This is a genomic window from Acinetobacter amyesii (assembly GCF_023499985.1).
GTDB lineage: Bacteria > Pseudomonadota > Gammaproteobacteria > Pseudomonadales > Moraxellaceae > Acinetobacter > Acinetobacter amyesii.
In genome coordinates this window covers 20,348-37,128 of the sequence record NZ_JAMCOU010000036.1, presented here as the reverse complement: position 1 = coordinate 37,128, position 16,781 = coordinate 20,348, and the positions used below count along the sequence as shown (strand labels likewise).

Sequence of the window (16,781 nt, the reverse complement as noted above, 5' to 3'; positions counted from 1 at the left end):
TCCTATAGGCATTCTACTGCATGATGTAATAGATGCTGTTTTTCATTTTGCAACCAAGCTGCACTTTCTGTCGTGGTATCAGTGTGATGTTGAAATGCAAAATGTGGAACATAAATATCCACCTCGAACATCAGCTGTATTGCTTGACCGTTAATAATTACGTTTTGCATCAAATTTGTTTCATCAATAACTTCAAAATGATCAAAGTTAAGTGCTTGATCTTGCTGAGAGGAAGTCGTTGTAAGGTGCTTATGCAGACCATCAATAGCGATGGATACTTCAAAGCTTTCAATCACCGTTTCATACATAGTAGGTGCAGATGGTATATTGACGCTGGCAACTGTTTGCTGATCTGCAGGTAAACGACTCAGTGCAAAGGCCACATGCTTATCACAAATAATTAAACCTCCATCCATCTGCAATGGTTCATGACTTTCTACATCGAAGGCTGACTTCAACCGTAGGCCTAAAAATAGCCCTTCATGCACTTGTTGACGCCAGTCTTCGACATACGCATTGCTTGGAGAGAATTCTAAAATACAGTTGCCAATCGCATGCAACTTGGCAGGCTCTGGCCATTGCACATGATTTTGATAATTTGAGTGTGCTTTAACATCCCAAGACAATAATTGCTGATCGGCATCCCAAAGAGTATTTCCAATCCAGCCTTGACGCTCATTCACTGGCGTATTTTCTTGGCTTTTTAAACGTAGATCGATGGTAAAACTACGTGACTGAAACCAATACACAATGGTTTTTTCATCCGTTAATCCATTCGAAAAACTAATGGTTTTACGGCGAAAAGCACCATACAAATAGTCTGGAATAGGGCCTGAAACATCTTGGCTTGCTGGAAGCTGTGCTAAAGCCTGAAATAGAATCATGCGCTTGCTCCTTGTACTTCTGTATTTTCATCCATACCAAATGATGACAAAGGCACAGCATTTCTAAGACTTAGCTCTCCTGAAGCGATACGTTTTTTGAGATAACTAAAGGTTTGCGCGGTTTGATTAAATAAGTGTTCACCCCCAATTAAGGTCTGATATTTAGGCGCTTCAGTTGAATGTACTGGCTCAATGATCGTGTCGTAATTGCAGGCGCAGAACAGAGGGAAAGAGTAGCGTTCTTCAGAGACTTTTTTAACACGGTGTTTGGTGGCCAAATATTTGCCATTCGACAAAATTTCCATCATGTCGCCAATATTCATCACCAAGGTATTTTCAATCAATGGAATATCCATCCATTCACCTTGTTTATTGAGTACCTGTAAACCTGGTGCAGTCGGTAAGAGCAGTGTAAAGCACTCATAATCTGTATGCGCGCCAATACCTTCGGCATCTTTCACTTCAGGGTTATACGGATAATGGATTAGACGCAGCTGGCTGGTCGGATGGGTAATTTTGCAATCAAAAAAATGCTCATCTACATTCAATGCTAAAGCAAAGGCCTGAAAAATTTCTTCGCTGATACTGCGTAAATGGTGGTAATAATCACTGACCGTACTTTTAAATGTGGCATCATCTGGCCATAACGTAGGGCCCAGCAAGGGAAATGCCGTCGTTTCGCCGTTGTAATCATAATTAATGTCATAGGCTTCTTTTAAGTCGTAGCTGTTGCCTGCAAATTGTTCTTCACCAATTGGCACATAGCCACTATGATTTTTCGACAGTCCAATATAGTGTTGCATTTTACTGGCGGTATCTTGTTGAAAATAACGCTTTGCCACCTGAATCAGTGATGTCGCAAAATCAAAATTGAACTGATCACCTTTTAAATATAGAAAACCAACATCTTTACAGGCTTGATCCAACGCAGAGGCTACTTCTAAGCGTTCTGACAATTCCGTGCTTTGCATTTTTGAAATATCAACAAACGGCAAAACATAAGATTCATTCATCTTCAATTCCTATAATGTTGGCCGTCCAACGCTGTAGTACATCATTTAGGCCGTCCTAAAGATGAAGAGGGATTAATCCAGTTATTTTTGCGTACTGACTTGGGTCATACGCGGAATTTTCGGTAGGTTTTCCATCGCTGGGTCGAGCTCGTCTTCCTGTGCATGTACCAAGAAATCTACCCGTTCGCGCAGTTGTTTAAATTCAGGACTCAGCATGAGTTCAGGATTACGAGGACGTGGTAAATCGACCTCGATTATTTCTTTAATTTCACCAGGATTGGCTTTGAGCGCCACAATACGATCCGCCAATAGAATCGCTTCATCCATATCGTGGGTCACAAAAATAATCGTGATATCAATGTTTTGCCAAAGGTCCATTAAATGTTTTTGCATTTTTTGACGGGTATGCGGGTCAAGTGCGCCAAACGGTTCATCCATCAATAATATTTTGGGTTCATTAACCAATGCGCGGGCAATCGCAACGCGCTGTTTCATTCCGCCAGACAGCTGATGCGGGTACTGATCTTGGTATTTTTCTAGACCAATAATATCAATCCATTCGCGGGCGCTGGATTCAGCCGAGGCATTGCTGGCACCTTTCATTAAAGGGCCAAACATCACATTTTCTTTGACCGTTTTCCATGGAAAAAGCGTGTAGCCTTGAAAAACCATGCCACGCTCAGGGCTTGGGCCTTCAATGACTTGGCCATCGACCAGCAATTCACCGCTACTGTAAGGGTCAAGTCCAGCCACAATTCGGCTAAAGGTCGATTTACCGCAACCCGATGGGCCAATCACGCAGATAAATTCACGTTTATGAATCTTTAAATCCAACTGATTTAAAATAGTACGCTCAGTCTTGCCGTGTTTAAAACTTTGTGTAAGTTTTTTTGCTTCTAAAATGACAGGGCGTACATAAATTGCATCGAAATAAGTGCTGGCATTAAATTCTGTGCTGTTCATTATTTTGCTCCTGCTTTCCATTTAAATAGACGTTGACCGAGTTTCATTAGCACCACATCGCATACCAAACCAATCACCCCAATGATGAGGATCGCGGCATAAACATTGTCAAAGTTTTGGTAACGCGCTTGTTGGGTAATAAACCACGTAATCCCAGAGGTTGTGCCAATCAGTTCAGATACGATCAGATAAGTCCAAGCCCAGCCCAGCAATACACGTAAGTCGCGGTAAATATCTGGTAGTGCAGCTGGAATCACCACATGAAATAAGCTTTTCAATTTATTGGTGCCCAGCGTAAAACCTGCTTCGATCAGGCCACGGTCTACCATCCGTGTGGTATTCGCAATAATTAGAATTTGCTGAAATAGCGTACCAATCACAATAATGGCGATTTTAGGTGCATCATTAATGCCTAAAATCGCAACGGCTAAGGCACCAAAAGCAGGAGCGGGCAAGTAGCGGAAAAACTCAACAAAGGGTTCGGTCAGTTGAGATATTTTTTGAGAAAAACCGCAAAGAATACCCAGCGGAATACCGATGAGAGAGGCAATAAAAAAAGCGCTGAACACAATTTTAATACTGTGCCATAAGCTTTGATGAAACCATGGGGCATCAGGTTGGGCAGGTGGAGTTATAAAAGCCGTAACTAATGCTTTTGCTACTTCGTGCGGTGCAGGTAAATAGATTGGATTGACCAGTTTACCTTGAGGTGGTGCTAAACCAGCATTGACCGCAGATTGCGCTTCGTCATAAAACACCGCTTTGTCGACTCGGCTATCGACCTGAAAATACGACACACTGCCTGACTGCGTAATTTGCACCTGCGGGTGCCATAAAAATGGCAAATAACTCACTGCACACCAAATGAGCACAGGAATTAAAAATGATCCGAAGCCGAGCAATAGCTTACTTTTTGGACTGAGCTCTCTTGCGACATAACCCATACTGACCAAGCCCCAATATTACTTTTTTAATAAAACGTAATACTGTAAAGCAATTAGAATGCCAAAGGCCTGTATGCCGTGATTTAACTGCAATTGATAAAGTTGAATGGACTAAATTTCTGAAAAAGCCTGCCAAGGTAGCAGGCAAAATGATTTTTTGGATCTAGAACAATGCCAAAATGTACTTTTATGGCGCAACTAATTGCTCAAATAGCTTTTTCATGCCTTCGCTGGCACCTGCTTTAATCAGTTCATATTGCTCAGGTACACGCTGATAATCTGCTTTCGGGTCAATATAAAATGCACGGCAGCTCGGTCGAATTTGGTGAATCAATCCAGCCACAGGGTAGACCGCTAAACTCGTACCAATCGCAATAAAAATATCCGCGCTTTGTACGCTTATGCTGGCATCGTCATAAGCTGGAACTGCTTCGCCAAACCACACCACATGGGGCCTGAGTGGATAACCAGCTGGGCATTTGTCTGTATCTAAATTTAAATCTGAACCTTCTACTTTAAATAGTTCTTCTGGGTGTGGAGCCTGAGGGCCAGAGCTTTTAGCGTAGCGAATATTACCATGCAAATGCAGCACATTTTGACTGCCTGCACGTTCGTGTAAGTCATCAATATTTTGTGTAATAACTTGAACATCAAAAAAATCATCGAGCTCTGCAATCAATTTATGCGCTGCATTTGGCTCTGCGGCTAAAATATGTTTACGGCGTTCATTATAAAAACGCTGTACTAAAGCAGGGTCACGTGCCCAAGCTTCAGGTGTGGCCACATCTTCAATACGATGCTGCTCCCAAAGACCATCACTGTCACGGAAGGTATTGATGCCGCTTTCTGCGCTCATACCAGCACCTGAAAACACCACAATTTTTTGCATAGATTATAGCCTTATATTTTAATTGATGCGTCCATTAGGTACGGTTACATGTATTGAACGAATAATGCAGCGAATTTAATGTACTCAAAATATAGCGACTACTTCAACTCAGCTGATGCAATTCTTGTAGCACCCAATCGACAAATTTTTGTATTTGCGGTGAACTGTCTTGACTCGAGTGGACCAAATAATACTTTCTGCTACCGTGCAGTTTTTTATTTGATGCAATCACCAATTCTTTTTTTCTCAGTTCTGCTTCAATCAGCATTTGTGGAATCAGTGCCATACCCATGCCATGACTGGCTGCCACAGAAAGCATAGAAAATAGTTCATGCCTCTGCCCATCGAAAGGCTTGGGATGCTGAATTTGATGGGCTTGAAACCATTCTTGCCAAATACTTGGACGGGTTGTTTGCTGTAATAAGGGTAATCGAAGCAATTCTTCATCACTTAAATTAAAACTATGATCATCCGTCATTTCCGCATGGGGAAAATTGTTTTCAATCAATTTGGGAGAACAAACGGGAACCACTTCTTCATCCATTAAATAATGCGCTTGAATGCCAGGCCAATGCTCAATTTGCTGTTGCGTTCCTGCAAAAATAGCTGCGTCAAAGACATTTTCATTAAACAAAAAAGGTTTGGTACTGGTTTCCAAATGCACGGTAATTTCAGGATGCTGTGCATTTAAATTATTTAATTTTGGCAACAGCCAACGTGTGGCAAACGTTGGCACAACGCCCAGCTTTAAAGTACCGCCTAAGCCTTTGTGCGTCATGATATCAGAGGTGCTTTTTTCGATGCCTTGCAAAAAGGGTTTAATACTTTTTGCATATTGTTTGCCTGCTTCTGTGAGATCTACACCGTGACGCGTTCGGCTAAATAGCGTGACACCTAGATATTCTTCTAGCTGTTGAATTTGGCGTGACACAGCACTTTGCGTAATAAATAACTCTTGAGAAGCATGCGTATAACTTGCGTGTTTTGCAGCAGATTCAAAGCAAATTAAGCTTTGCAATGATGGAATATTACGCCGCATAGATAAAGTCCTTTTTATCGAGAGGTATCACAAAATGGCATATAAGAATGATTTTCATATACCACTATAGTCTATAAATAAAGCAATCCATCGCTTAAATCAGTGGCTAAAGTGCTTAATACGCCGTGAACAAAGCTCAGGTATGCGAAAGGCGCATATCTACATGCAAATTAATCGTTTGAATGAATCACTTTTCACACATAGCATCGAATAAAACAAAGAAAGCCCGAAAAAGCAGAGGATGCGATGAATCAAATGGTCAATGTAAAAAAACCAAAAGTACAATTTAACTGGCAAGATCCGTTTCTTTTGGAACAGCAATTAACTGAAGAAGAACGCATGATTCGCGATACTGCGCATGCATACTGTCAAGAGCGTTTACAGCCACGTGTACTCGAACAATTCCGCCATGAAAAAACCGATGCATCTATTTTCCGAGAAATGGGCGAACTTGGCTTACTTGGCCCAACGATTCCAGAGCAATACGGCGGCGCAGGTCTAAACTATGTTAGTTATGGTCTCGTTGCACGTGAAATTGAATATGTTGATTCTGGCTACCGTTCAATGGCCAGCGTTCAAAGTTCTTTGGTGATGGTGCCCATTAATGAATTTGGCTCTGAAGCTCAAAAACAGAAATACCTACCAAAGCTGGCAACAGGCGAATACATTGGCTGTTTTGGTTTAACTGAACCAGATCATGGCTCTGACCCAGGTAGCATGATTACTCGTGCAAAAAAAGTCGAAGGTGGCTATCGTCTCACGGGTGCAAAAATGTGGATTACCAACAGCCCAATTGCCGACGTGTTTGTTGTTTGGGCGAAAGAAGTATCGCCTGAAGGTAATGTTGGTGACATTCGTGGTTTTATTTTAGAAAAAGGCTGGGAAGGTCTATCTGCTCCTGCAATTCACGGTAAAGTTGGCTTACGTGCATCGATTACCGGTGAAATTGTGATGGACAATGTCTTTGTCCCTGAAGAGAATGCTTTTCCAGAAGTACGTGGTTTAAAAGGTCCATTTACCTGTCTAAATAGTGCTCGTTATGGTATCGCTTGGGGCGCAATGGGCGCCGCAGAATTCTGCTGGCATACAGCGCACCAATATACTATGGACCGTAAACAGTTTGGCCGACCATTGGCAGCGAATCAGCTGATTCAAAAGAAACTTGCAGATATGCAAACTGAGATTGCCTTGGGTTTACAAGCTGCGCTTCGATTTGGACGTATGAAAGATGAAGGCATTGCTGCTGTAGAAGGCACATCATTAATTAAACGTAACAACTGTGGCAAGGCTTTAGATATTGCCCGTGTTGCGCGTGACATGATGGGTGGTAACGGCATTTCTGATGAGTTTGGTGTTGCCCGCCATCTGGTCAATCTCGAAGTCGTCAACACGTATGAAGGAACGCATGATGTACATGCACTGATCTTAGGTCGTGCGCAAACAGGCATCGCGGCTTTTAGTAACTAATTGAATTATATATCGATAAGGTGCTCTGCATAGAGTGCCTTAGAGACTTTTTATGCAAAAATAAACTTAATCAATAAAGGATTCATCGTGAAACACTCTTGTAACTCTGTGCAATAGCCTGAGCAGTGATGAAATAAAAAGAATAAAAAAGGCAAATGTGCAGACATAGGAATGCCGATGACTCATTTGGGAAAATGAGGAACAAGGAAATGAATAACGAAATGCAAAACGGAGCAGGAACGCTCAAATTGCCTTCTAACGTGGGCACGATGCATCGTATTACAAGCAACACTTGGAAAATGGCTTTTATTTTTGCCTTTATTTCTTTGGTGATTGATGGTGTAGACATCATGTTGCTGTCATTCAGCCTGACCAGTTTAAAGGCTGAATTTGGTTTAAGTACATTTCAAGCCGGAATGCTTGGTAGTTCTTCTTTAGCAGGGATGGCGCTGGGTGGTATTTCGGGTGGATGGGCGTGCGATAAATTTGGCCGTGTGAAAACTATTGCTTGGTCGGTAGTATTTTTCTCAATCATGACCTGTATTTTAGGCTTTACCCAAAGCTATGAACAATTTTTAATTTTACGTTTTATTGGCGCATTTGGTCTGGGCTCACTTTATATGGCGTGTAATACGCTGATGGCAGAATATGTACCAACCAAATATCGAACAACGGTACTTGGGACTTTGCAAACCGGTCAAACCGTGGGTTATATCGTTGCAACGCTGATGGCGGGTGCAATTATTCCAGATCACGGCTGGCGGATGCTATTTTATGTCACCATTATTCCTGCTGCATTTGCCCTGATCTTTATGCGTTTTGTTCCTGAGCCAAAATCTTGGCAGGAAGCAAAAATTGAGCAGATAAAACGCCGTGAATTAAAGCTTGAACCTGTACAGCAGCAAGCTGCAGCCAAGCAAAACGCACCTTCTGAAAGCATTTATAAACGTATTTTTGGACATACCAATCATCGTAAAATGTTCTTCTTTTGGATGTCGACCGCTGCATTTCTACAATTCGGTTATTACGGTGTCAACAACTGGATGCCAACGTATTTAGAAACTGAACTCAGCATGAACTTTAAAGCCATGACTGGCTATATGGTAGGTGCATATACCGCCATGATTCTGGGTAAAATTTTAGCAGGCTATGCCGCTGACAAATTTGGACGTCGTATTACCTTTGTGTTTGGTACGGTAGCTACGGCAGCATTCTTACCGATCATCATTTTCTATAACACACCAACCAACATCGCCTATTTACTCGTAACTTTCGGTTTCTTATACGGTATTCCATACGGTGTAAATGCAACTTATATGGCAGAAAGCTTCTCGACGGATGTACGCGGTACGGCTATTGGCGGTGCTTACAATATGGGACGTTTAGGCGCAGCCATAGCACCAGCAACCATTGGTATGATTGCCGCTGGCGGATCATTCACTATGGCCTTTATTGTAATGGGTGCTGCGTACTTTATTGCAGGTGTTATTCCGGGCTTGTTCATTCGTGAACGTCAATATGACCCGCAGCAAGCCTCACTTTCTTCAGATGCGGAAAAAGAAAAACTGGCAAATTTAGATACACATGTTGGTGATGCAGAACAAAAAGCATCTGCAAAAACTGCGACATTAAAATAAATAAAAAATCTGTGCCATAGCTCAATACTATGGCACATCTGGAGTGAACTATGGGTGCATTAAAAGGAATTCGCGTATTGGACTTAAGCCGTGTTTTGGCAGGTCCTTGGTGCGGTCAAATTTTGGCTGATTTAGGTGCAGAGGTAATCAAAATTGAGCGTCCAAAAGTGGGTGATGATACCCGTATGTGGGGACCACCTTGGATGCCAAATCAGCAAGGTCAAGCGACGAAAGAATCAGGCTATTACCAATGTGCGAACCGCAATAAATATTCTGTAGCCATTGATATTGCCAGTGAAGAAGGGCAAGCCCTAGTCCGTGAAATTGCCCAAACTGCAGATGTCGTGATTGAAAACTACAAAGCAGGTTCACTTGCAAAATATGGTTTGGATTATGCATCGCTCAGTGCACTAAATCCCAATATCGTATATTGCTCAATTACAGGTTTTGGTCAGGATGGTCCACGTGCGGAAGAACCAGGCTATGACTTTATTATTCAAGGCATGTCAGGTCTGATGAGTATTACTGGTGAATCTGATGATGTAATCGGTGGTGGCGCACAAAAGGTGGGGGTCGCTGTGGTCGATATTCAGACCGGACTGTACTCAACGATTGCCATTCAGGCGGCATTGTTGGCGCGGCAGCATACAGGACGCGGTCAATATATCGATATGTCATTACTCGATGTACAGGTGGCGGCGCTAGCCAATCAAGGTATGAACTATTTGACTTCGGGCAAAGCACCCAAGCGCATGGGAAATAATCACCCGAATATTGTACCGTATCAAACCTTTAAAGCTAAAGATAAAGAATTTATTATTGCCTGTGGTAATGACAAACAATTTAAAGATTTGTGTATTGCGATTGGCTATAAAGAACTGCTAGATCAACCAAACTATTTACGTAATCAAGATCGGGTGAAGCACCGTGAAGAATTGATTCCATTATTGAGTGCCTATTTTCTGACACAAGATGCTCAAGTTTGGGTTGATGCGATTCATGCGGTAAAAGTGCCAGTGGGTGTAATCAACTCTGTAGAAGACGCATTAAATGAACCGCAAATTCAACATCGTCAAATGGTGGTGAATATTCCACATGCTTTAAATCATGATTTTAAAGTGATTGGATCACCGATGAAATTATCTGATACGCCTGTAGAATACCGTCATGCACCGCCGCAGTTAGGGCAGCACACAATCGAAATTTTGTCCCAATTTAAAACTGAAGCTGAATTAAATGAATTGGCTGCACAAGGTATCATTGATCAACTCAATCATCCTGCAGCTTAAAATTTCATGGGATTATTCTTCAAACTATTCTTCAATATATGGGCTTAAACGCCTATGTGGAATGAGTGGAGTTAAAAGTTTAGACCGAAGGACTCCAATACTTCGGTCTTTTTCAATATCAATATTCATTTACGGAGTGCTTTTAATGTTAATTTTCTAGATAAAGTATAATTATTCATTAAAGTTTGGGCCTGCAATACGGTCTTTATTTTTTCGTATGAAAGAGATGTCCATACTTTTGCGCCTTGATATTTTTTCTTTAAGCTATAACTTTAAAATTCTGGAATCCACAAACCAATTTCCGCAATGCTGCAGGCAATAAGCATTTATATGCCTATTTTTCAAGTCTACTAATTGCACAGAAAGATCTCGATACCACCTCCATTGGCGAGAGTATAAGTCTTCAAACGAAATAAAGCCCTGCACAATGGCAAGGCTCTATTTTAATCACATTACATTGAATTTGTTCAGCTGCTTATTATTGCTGTATAAAATTCTGCAAAGCCTGATTAAATGCATCCGGCTGTTCAATGTTTGAAATATGCGATGCATTAATTTCAAATAATTGGCTATTTGCAATGTGTTCTTGCATAAATTGACCATCTGCAACTGTGGTTACGGGGTCTTGTTGACCTGCAATAATCAATACCGGGATGTGAATAGACGAGATTTCATTGCGTAAATCCGCTTTAGCCAAAGCTTCACAACAACTTGCATAACCTTCTGGGCTGCCAGCTCCGAGGTCGTTACTCAAAGATTGTACAGTTGCAGTGTTACTTTGGATAAAGGGTTCTGTAAACCATCGTGATGCTGCCGTTTCTGCAATTGGTTTCAGACCTTGTTGACGGACTAACTGCGCACGTTCATTCCAAGCTGATTCTTGCCCAATTTTTGCAGCGGTATTGCATATAATGACATGGTTAAAGCGTTCAGGATGATGTATTGCAAGCCATTGACCTGTTAAACCACCCATCGATATTCCACAAAATGTGGCCTGTTGAATATTTAAATGATCCAATAAATGGATGACATCTGTACCCAATTGATCAAGGCTATAAGGCCCTTGAGAGGCAGAAGATGCACCATGACCACGTGTATCATAACAAATGACAAAATAATCCTGCTGCATCGACTCTATCTGAGGCTGCCACATGCTGAACTTTGTGCCTAAAGAATTAGAAAAGACAATCGCAGGTTTGTTGGTATCACCAAAAGTTGCGTAATTAATCGTTGCATCGTTGGATATAAATGTAGGCATATTTTGAATCCTTAATTTTATAAATCTCCTAAATCCCCCTATCAGAAGGAGGACTTTTATTGAGGATTAAACACGTTCAATAATCAAAGCGATGCCTTGACCGACACCAATGCACATCGAACAGAGGGCATATTGACCTGAAATTTCCTCAAGCTGATTTAACGCAGTCATAACTAAACGGGCTCCAGATGCACCTAAAGGATGCCCCAAAGCAATAGCGCCACCGTTTGGATTGACATGTTTAGCGCCATCTTCCAAACCTAGTTCACGGGTAACCGCTAAGGCTTGAGCCGCAAAAGCTTCATTCAGCTCGATTACATCCATTTGTTCAAGGCTTAGACCTGTTTGAGCTAATAGCTTTTTGATGGCCGGCGCAGGACCAAAGCCCATGATTTTGGGTTCAACACCCACCACCGTTGCCGCAATAATTTTGGCCCGTGGCTTTAACTTAAATTTGTTAACAGCATCATCTGAAGCAATCAGTAGTGCAGCTGCACCATCATTGATTCCTGAAGCATTGCCCGCAGTTACCGTACCATCTGCTTTCACCACAGGTTTGAGTTTTGCTAAGCCTTCTGCTGTCGTCGATGCGCGTGGATGCTCATCTGTATCGACTATCAGTGGGTCGCCTTTACGCTGTGGAATGACGACAGGGGTGATTTCTTTCTCAAAAAAACCATTGGCTTGTGCAGCAGCTGTACGGCGCTGACTTTCTAAGGCAAAAGCATCTTGATCAGCACGGTTAATATTGAATTGTTCTGCCACATTTTCAGCGGTTTGAGGCATGGTTTCCACGCCATACATTTGTTTGAGTATTGGATTGATAAAACGCCAGCCCATGGTGGTGTCTTCAATCTTTTGGCTGCGTCCATAAGCACTTTCCGATTTACCCATAACAAAGGGTGCACGGGACATACTCTCAACACCGCCGGCAATAATTAAGTCTGCTTCATTTGCCTTGATTGCACGGGCTGCCATCGCAATTGCATCAAGTGATGAACCACAAAGTCGGTTCACAGTTGTAGCAGGAACTTGAAAAGGTACACCTGCGAGTAGCGACGACATTCGTGCAACATTACGGTTATCTTCACCGGCTTGGTTCGCACAGCCGTAAATCACGTCATCAACAGACTCCCAAGCAATACTTGGATTTCGCTGCATCAGTGCCTTGATAGGTAAGGCACCTAGGTCGTCGGTACGCATTGCTGCTAAACCGCCCGCATAGCGACCGAAAGGGGTACGGATTGCATCAATAATATAGGCATTTTTCATTTTATAAATCCTAAAAACTCAGCTCCTCCCTTTTAACGGGAGGTTGGGAGGGATTTACAGGAAGTTAATTTTTTAAATTAATCCTCCCAAAATCCCTCCTTTAATCAAGGAGGGACTTTTTGCTTTATGCTGTCGTATCTATCAGCTTTGCACCGGTCATTGACTGTAATTCGTCAAAGCTCAAGCCCTCAACTTTTTCAATCACTTTCATGCCTTCAACCGTCACATCAATGACGCACAGATCTGTGTAAATACGATCGACACATTGCAGGCCTGTCGCAGGGTATGACAATTCAGCGACAATTTTCGGTTCACCTTTTTTAGTCACATGGTCTGTAGTAATAAAGACTTTTTTCGCCCCAACAGCCAAATCCATTGCACCACCTACAGCAGGAATTGCATCTGGCGCACCAGTATGCCAATTTGCTAAATCACCATTTTGGGCAACCTGAAAAGCGCCTAATACTGCAATATCTAAATGCCCGCCACGCATCATGGCAAAAGAGTCACCATGGTGAAAAAAGCAGCCGCCCGTTTGCATAGTGACAAACTCTTTTCCTGCATTAATTAATTCAGGGTCTTCTTCGCCTTTAGCCGGAGGAGGACCAAAAGCCAAAAGGCCATTTTCTGAATGTAGAAAAACATCTTTGTCTGTTGGTAAATAATTTGAAATTTTAGTGGGCAAGCCAATGCCTAAATTGACATAAGCGCCATCTGGAATATCTTGTGCAACACGTTCTGCAATTTGATCACGGGTTAATTTGGTATAGCTCATGGTTCTTTCCTCACGTGATTTATGCAGATTGCTCAAGCTGTGCAGGTTGAACAGCCACAACATGTTGTACAAAAATGCCAGGGGTAATAATGTGCTCTGGGTCCAATGCACCAAGTTCAACCACTTCTGAGACTTGAGCAATCGTCACATCTGCCGCCATGGCCATAATGGGGCCAAAATTACGCGCTGATTTGTTGTAAACCAAGTTGCCCCAGCGGTCGCCCTGATGTGCTTTGATTAAAGCAAAATCGGCCTTAATTGGATTTTCGAGAACAAAATCTTTGCCTTCATAATTGAGTGTAGGTTTGCCTTCTGCCAACAACGTACCAAAACCTGTTGGTGTATAAATTGGACCCAACCCCATACCTGCAGCCTGAATACGGCAAGCCAAATTACCTTGTGGTACAAGCTCAAGTTCTATTTTTCCTGCACGGTATAGCTCATCGAACACCCAAGAGTCGGATTGGCGAGGGAAAGAACAAATCATCTTACGAACAGCACCGGCTTTGAGTAATTTAGCCAATCCATAGTCACCATTACCTGCATTGTTGTTGACGATGATGAGATCTTTGATGCCAAGTTCAATCAGTCCATCAATCAGTTCAGCAGGCTGACCAGCCGTACCGAAGCCGCCAATCATAATGGTAGATCCATCCTTAATTTGAGAAAGTGCTTCTGTTAAGGAAGCGGTACTTTTATCAATCATGCTACGATCCTTCATCAAGAACGATAAAACTATTTACCTGACTAACGACTTCAGTCATGTAAGGCAGATAATCTTTTATTTCAAATGTTTACAAACTTAAAAATGCATATCAATGGACTCCAATCATGTGCTACACAATTGGAATCCAAACGCATCAGCTATCATCACTACGAACAGAAGAGGGATGACGATTTAAAGCCATAACTTCAATATTCATATACGGGTAAAGGGGTAATCCTTGTAAAATGTTGTGTAACTCTTCATTGCTTTCAACATCAAAAATACTGATATTTGAATATTGACCAGTAATGCGCCAGATATGGCGCCATTTACCTTGACGTTGTAGATCTTGTGAATATGCCTTTTCTACAGCTTTAATTTCATTGGCTTTTTCGACTGGCATATCTAATGGAATATTGACATCCATGCGTACTTGAAAAAGCATTTCTCACTCCTAGCTAAATGTTATTTGCGACGTAAGTCATCAATTTTGTTTTCATCAATTTCAATCCCTAAACCCGCTGTGGTCGGAATCTTGAGTTCGAAATCTTGATATTGAAGTGGGGTTTTTAAAATTTCTTCAGTTAGCAGCAATGGACCAAAAAGCTCTGTGCCATAAGCTAAATTGTCAAATGTAGAAAATGCATGTGCCGATGCAATAGTGCCCACAGGGCCTTCAAGCATGGTTCCACCATATAAATCGATACCCGCAAGTTTGGCGATTTTAGAAACCTCACAGCCTTCGATTAAACCGCCAGACTGTGCAACTTTGACTGCAAAAACAGAGGCAGAATTGTGCCGCGCAAGTTGATATGCCGTTTGAGGCCCCATCAGTGATTCATCTGCCATAATCGCAATATCAAAACGACGAGTTAAACGGCGCATCGCGTCAATGTTATCGATTGCACAAGGCTGCTCAATCAGATCAACACCACCATCTTGTAACAATTGAATGCCTTTAATGGCATCTAATTCAGACCATGCACGGTTGACATCTACACGTATAGAAATGTCTGAACCTAACGCTTTTTTTATGGCTAAAACATGCTCAACGTCGGCTTCAACGGGGCGTGAACCGATTTTAAGTTTGAAAATATTGTGTCGTTTTGTCGCAATCATCTTTTGTGCTTCGGCAATGTCTTTCTCCGTATTGCCAGATGCAAGTACCCAAAGAACAGGTAAGCTGTCACGTAAACGACCGCCCAATAATTCACTCAAAGGCAGATTTAAACGCTGCGCCAAAATATCGAGTAGCGCCGTTTGAATGGCACATTTAGCAAAGCGATTGCCGTTAATATTACGTTTAATGGCTTGCATGGTTTGAGCAACATTCAAACCAGTGAGAGTTTTCAGTAAAGGACTAAAATAAGTTTCAATATTGATTCGAATGCTTTCAGGGCTTTCTTCACCATAGCCTAGACCACCAATCGTCGTCGCTTCACCCCAACCGATATAACCATCTTCGGTAGTGATTTTAATCAAAACAAGGGTTTGCGTTTGCATGGTTGCAACAGCCATCTTGTGCGGACGGATTGTTGGGATTTCCACGAGCAGGGTTTCAATCGACTTATACATCTTGCATATTTCTTATCTATCCAACTATTTATATACCCTAATTTAATGTAATATCTTTAACTAGAGCGATTTTGGTATTTTTAGATACTTAAAAGGTATATAAATGGAATTAAGGCACTTACGTTACTTTGTCACCGTGGTTGAAGAGCAAAGTATTACCAAGGCAGCAGAAAAATTATGTATTGCTCAGCCACCTTTGAGCCGCCAAATTCAAAAACTTGAAGAAGAACTGGGGATTACCTTGTTTGAGCGTGGTTCTAGACCCGTGAAAACCACAGAAGCAGGTATGTTCTTTTATGAGCATGCTGTACAGATATTGACGCATACCGCCCAGGCCACAACCATGGCACAGCGAATTAATGCCGTCGATAAAACTGTCCGCATTGGTTATGTCAGTTCGCTTTTATACGCATTATTGCCACAAATTATTTATTTATTTCGACAACGTAACCCAGATATTCATGTTGAACTCATAGAATGTGGTACACGCGATCAGATTGAAGCCTTAAAAACCGGTCGAATTGATATTGGTTTTGGACGACTGCGATTAACCGATCCGTCTATTAAACGTATTTTATTAAGAAAAGAAGCGCTACGTTTAGCTATACATAAAAATCATCATTTGGCTGAATTTAAAGACAAAGGCATTTATCTTTCTCAAATTTTAAATGAACCAATTTTTGCCTACCCTACGACACCTAAACCGAATTTTTCCACCCTCATCCAATCCATTTTTACCGAATTAGGACTTGTACCTAAACATTTAACCGAAGTGCGTGAAATTCATATGGCTTTGGGCTTGGTGGCGTCGGGAGAGGGCATTTCTCTGATCCCTGAAAGTGCCAGTGATATTGGCATGAAAAATTTGATGTATATCCCAATCTTAGATTTGGAAGCCTATAGTCCAATCTCTTTGTCGGTGCGCAATATGGATCATAGTAATTACATTCCAAAGATACTGGATTGCATTCGTGAAGTCTTTGTTGAAGAAAATATCGATCTGCGCGCCATCGATGCAGATGCATAACTAAGTCAAGGTTTCATGGTCGATGTAACTCAAGATCCACTAT

General features: G+C 41.9%; 16 protein-coding genes. 4 read left to right on the top strand and 12 right to left on the bottom strand.

The genetic code is table 11. From position 1 onward, the window contains the following. Positions 1–2: 2 nt before the first annotated feature. The 6 genes from M5F03_RS13680 to M5F03_RS13655 all read right to left on the bottom strand — a co-directional run bounded on the left by M5F03_RS13680 (position 3) and on the right by M5F03_RS13655 (position 5,732). The gene (locus M5F03_RS13680) at positions 3–884 is read right to left on the bottom strand and encodes a hypothetical protein (protein WP_249708626.1); all 882 of its coding nucleotides are present in this window, start codon (positions 882–884) and stop codon (positions 3–5) included. After that, complete coding sequence (locus M5F03_RS13675; protein WP_249708624.1) at positions 881–1,897, bottom strand: isopenicillin N synthase family dioxygenase; 1,017 nt, start codon at positions 1,895–1,897, stop codon at positions 881–883. The genes M5F03_RS13680 and M5F03_RS13675 overlap by 4 nt, the downstream gene beginning before the upstream one ends. An 81-nt stretch (positions 1,898–1,978) precedes the next feature. Beyond that, positions 1,979–2,860: an ABC transporter ATP-binding protein gene (locus tag M5F03_RS13670; RefSeq protein ID WP_180102075.1), complete on the bottom strand. Its 882-nt coding sequence runs from the start codon at positions 2,858–2,860 to the stop codon at positions 1,979–1,981. After that, complete coding sequence (locus tag M5F03_RS13665) at positions 2,860–3,804, bottom strand: ABC transporter permease (protein ID WP_249708623.1); 945 nt, start codon at positions 3,802–3,804, stop codon at positions 2,860–2,862. Before M5F03_RS13665 ends, M5F03_RS13670 begins: the two co-directional genes overlap by 1 nt. Before the next feature lie 187 nt (positions 3,805–3,991). After that, the gene (locus M5F03_RS13660; RefSeq protein WP_249708621.1) at positions 3,992–4,693 is read right to left on the bottom strand and encodes an SIR2 family NAD-dependent protein deacylase; all 702 of its coding nucleotides are present in this window, start codon (positions 4,691–4,693) and stop codon (positions 3,992–3,994) included. A 103-nt stretch (positions 4,694–4,796) separates the two neighbouring features. Further along, a complete protein-coding gene (locus M5F03_RS13655) occupies positions 4,797–5,732 on the bottom strand; it encodes a LysR substrate-binding domain-containing protein (protein ID WP_233945396.1) in 936 nt (311 codons plus the stop codon). Between the two features lie 246 nt (positions 5,733–5,978). Here M5F03_RS13655 and M5F03_RS13650 point away from each other — a divergent pair, with 246 nt between their 5' ends. From M5F03_RS13650 to M5F03_RS13640, 3 genes are all read left to right on the top strand, one after another. Next, entirely contained in the window at positions 5,979–7,199 is a 1,221-nt protein-coding gene (locus M5F03_RS13650) for an acyl-CoA dehydrogenase (RefSeq protein WP_180127594.1), read from the top strand. Positions 7,200–7,408: 209 nt separating this feature from the next. After that, complete coding sequence (locus M5F03_RS13645) at positions 7,409–8,836, top strand: MFS transporter (protein ID WP_249708618.1); 1,428 nt, start codon at positions 7,409–7,411, stop codon at positions 8,834–8,836. 50 nt (positions 8,837–8,886) lie between these two features. Then, positions 8,887–10,125: a CaiB/BaiF CoA transferase family protein gene (locus M5F03_RS13640; protein WP_249708617.1), complete on the top strand. Its 1,239-nt coding sequence runs from the start codon at positions 8,887–8,889 to the stop codon at positions 10,123–10,125. A gap of 478 nt (positions 10,126–10,603) precedes the next feature. Here the strand turns inward: M5F03_RS13640 and pcaD are convergent, their stop codons facing one another. The 6 genes from pcaD to M5F03_RS13610 form a co-directional block, all read right to left on the bottom strand. After that, on the bottom strand, positions 10,604–11,383 hold the full coding sequence (gene pcaD, locus M5F03_RS13635) for a 3-oxoadipate enol-lactonase (protein ID WP_249708616.1): 780 nt from the start codon (positions 11,381–11,383) through the stop codon (positions 10,604–10,606). Positions 11,384–11,449: 66 nt separating this feature from the next. Continuing rightward, positions 11,450–12,655 (bottom strand): 3-oxoadipyl-CoA thiolase, encoded by a 1,206-nt coding sequence (pcaF, locus tag M5F03_RS13630; protein ID WP_249708615.1) that lies wholly within the window; start codon positions 12,653–12,655, stop codon positions 11,450–11,452. 124 nt (positions 12,656–12,779) lie between these two features. After that, on the bottom strand, positions 12,780–13,430 hold the full coding sequence (locus M5F03_RS13625; RefSeq protein WP_078193766.1) for a 3-oxoacid CoA-transferase subunit B: 651 nt from the start codon (positions 13,428–13,430) through the stop codon (positions 12,780–12,782). 19 nt (positions 13,431–13,449) lie between these two features. Then, a complete protein-coding gene (locus tag M5F03_RS13620) occupies positions 13,450–14,136 on the bottom strand; it encodes a 3-oxoacid CoA-transferase subunit A (protein WP_078193765.1) in 687 nt (228 codons plus the stop codon). A 154-nt stretch (positions 14,137–14,290) separates the two neighbouring features. Further along, positions 14,291–14,581 carry a muconolactone Delta-isomerase gene (gene catC / locus M5F03_RS13615; RefSeq protein ID WP_078190886.1) on the bottom strand — a complete coding sequence of 97 codons (291 nt, stop codon included), beginning with the start codon at positions 14,579–14,581 and terminating at the stop codon, positions 14,291–14,293. Positions 14,582–14,601: 20 nt separating this feature from the next. Further along, complete coding sequence (locus tag M5F03_RS13610; protein WP_249708613.1) at positions 14,602–15,711, bottom strand: muconate/chloromuconate family cycloisomerase; 1,110 nt, start codon at positions 15,709–15,711, stop codon at positions 14,602–14,604. Positions 15,712–15,814: 103 nt separating this feature from the next. Between M5F03_RS13610 and catM the strand changes: the two genes are divergently transcribed. Beyond that, positions 15,815–16,738 (top strand): cis,cis-muconate-binding transcription regulator CatM, encoded by a 924-nt coding sequence (gene catM, locus M5F03_RS13605; protein ID WP_249708612.1) that lies wholly within the window; start codon positions 15,815–15,817, stop codon positions 16,736–16,738. The last annotated feature ends 43 nt before the right edge of the window (positions 16,739–16,781 follow it).

Bases quoted from the DNA above. Each gene is read 5' to 3' on its own strand.
- M5F03_RS13680 (WP_249708626.1), bottom strand. From the start codon at position 884: ATGATTCTATTTCAGGCTTTAGCACAGCTTCCAGCAAGCCAAGATGTT.
- M5F03_RS13640 (WP_249708617.1), top strand. From the start codon at position 8,887: ATGGGTGCATTAAAAGGAATTCGCGTATTGGACTTAAGCCGTGTTTTG.
- catC (WP_078190886.1), bottom strand. From the start codon at position 14,581: ATGCTTTTTCAAGTACGCATGGATGTCAATATTCCATTAGATATGCCA.
- pcaF (WP_249708615.1), bottom strand. From the start codon at position 12,655: ATGAAAAATGCCTATATTATTGATGCAATCCGTACCCCTTTCGGTCGC.
- M5F03_RS13670 (WP_180102075.1), bottom strand. From the start codon at position 2,860: ATGAACAGCACAGAATTTAATGCCAGCACTTATTTCGATGCAATTTAT.
- pcaD (WP_249708616.1), bottom strand. From the start codon at position 11,383: ATGCCTACATTTATATCCAACGATGCAACGATTAATTACGCAACTTTT.
- M5F03_RS13665 (WP_249708623.1), bottom strand. From the start codon at position 3,804: ATGGGTTATGTCGCAAGAGAGCTCAGTCCAAAAAGTAAGCTATTGCTC.
- M5F03_RS13620 (WP_078193765.1), bottom strand. From the start codon at position 14,136: ATGATTGATAAAAGTACCGCTTCCTTAACAGAAGCACTTTCTCAAATT.
- M5F03_RS13675 (WP_249708624.1), bottom strand. From the start codon at position 1,897: ATGAATGAATCTTATGTTTTGCCGTTTGTTGATATTTCAAAAATGCAA.
- catM (WP_249708612.1), top strand. From the start codon at position 15,815: ATGGAATTAAGGCACTTACGTTACTTTGTCACCGTGGTTGAAGAGCAA.
- M5F03_RS13660 (WP_249708621.1), bottom strand. From the start codon at position 4,693: ATGCAAAAAATTGTGGTGTTTTCAGGTGCTGGTATGAGCGCAGAAAGC.
- M5F03_RS13650 (WP_180127594.1), top strand. From the start codon at position 5,979: ATGAATCAAATGGTCAATGTAAAAAAACCAAAAGTACAATTTAACTGG.
- M5F03_RS13655 (WP_233945396.1), bottom strand. From the start codon at position 5,732: ATGCGGCGTAATATTCCATCATTGCAAAGCTTAATTTGCTTTGAATCT.
- M5F03_RS13645 (WP_249708618.1), top strand. From the start codon at position 7,409: ATGAATAACGAAATGCAAAACGGAGCAGGAACGCTCAAATTGCCTTCT.
- M5F03_RS13610 (WP_249708613.1), bottom strand. From the start codon at position 15,711: ATGTATAAGTCGATTGAAACCCTGCTCGTGGAAATCCCAACAATCCGT.
- M5F03_RS13625 (WP_078193766.1), bottom strand. From the start codon at position 13,430: ATGAGCTATACCAAATTAACCCGTGATCAAATTGCAGAACGTGTTGCA.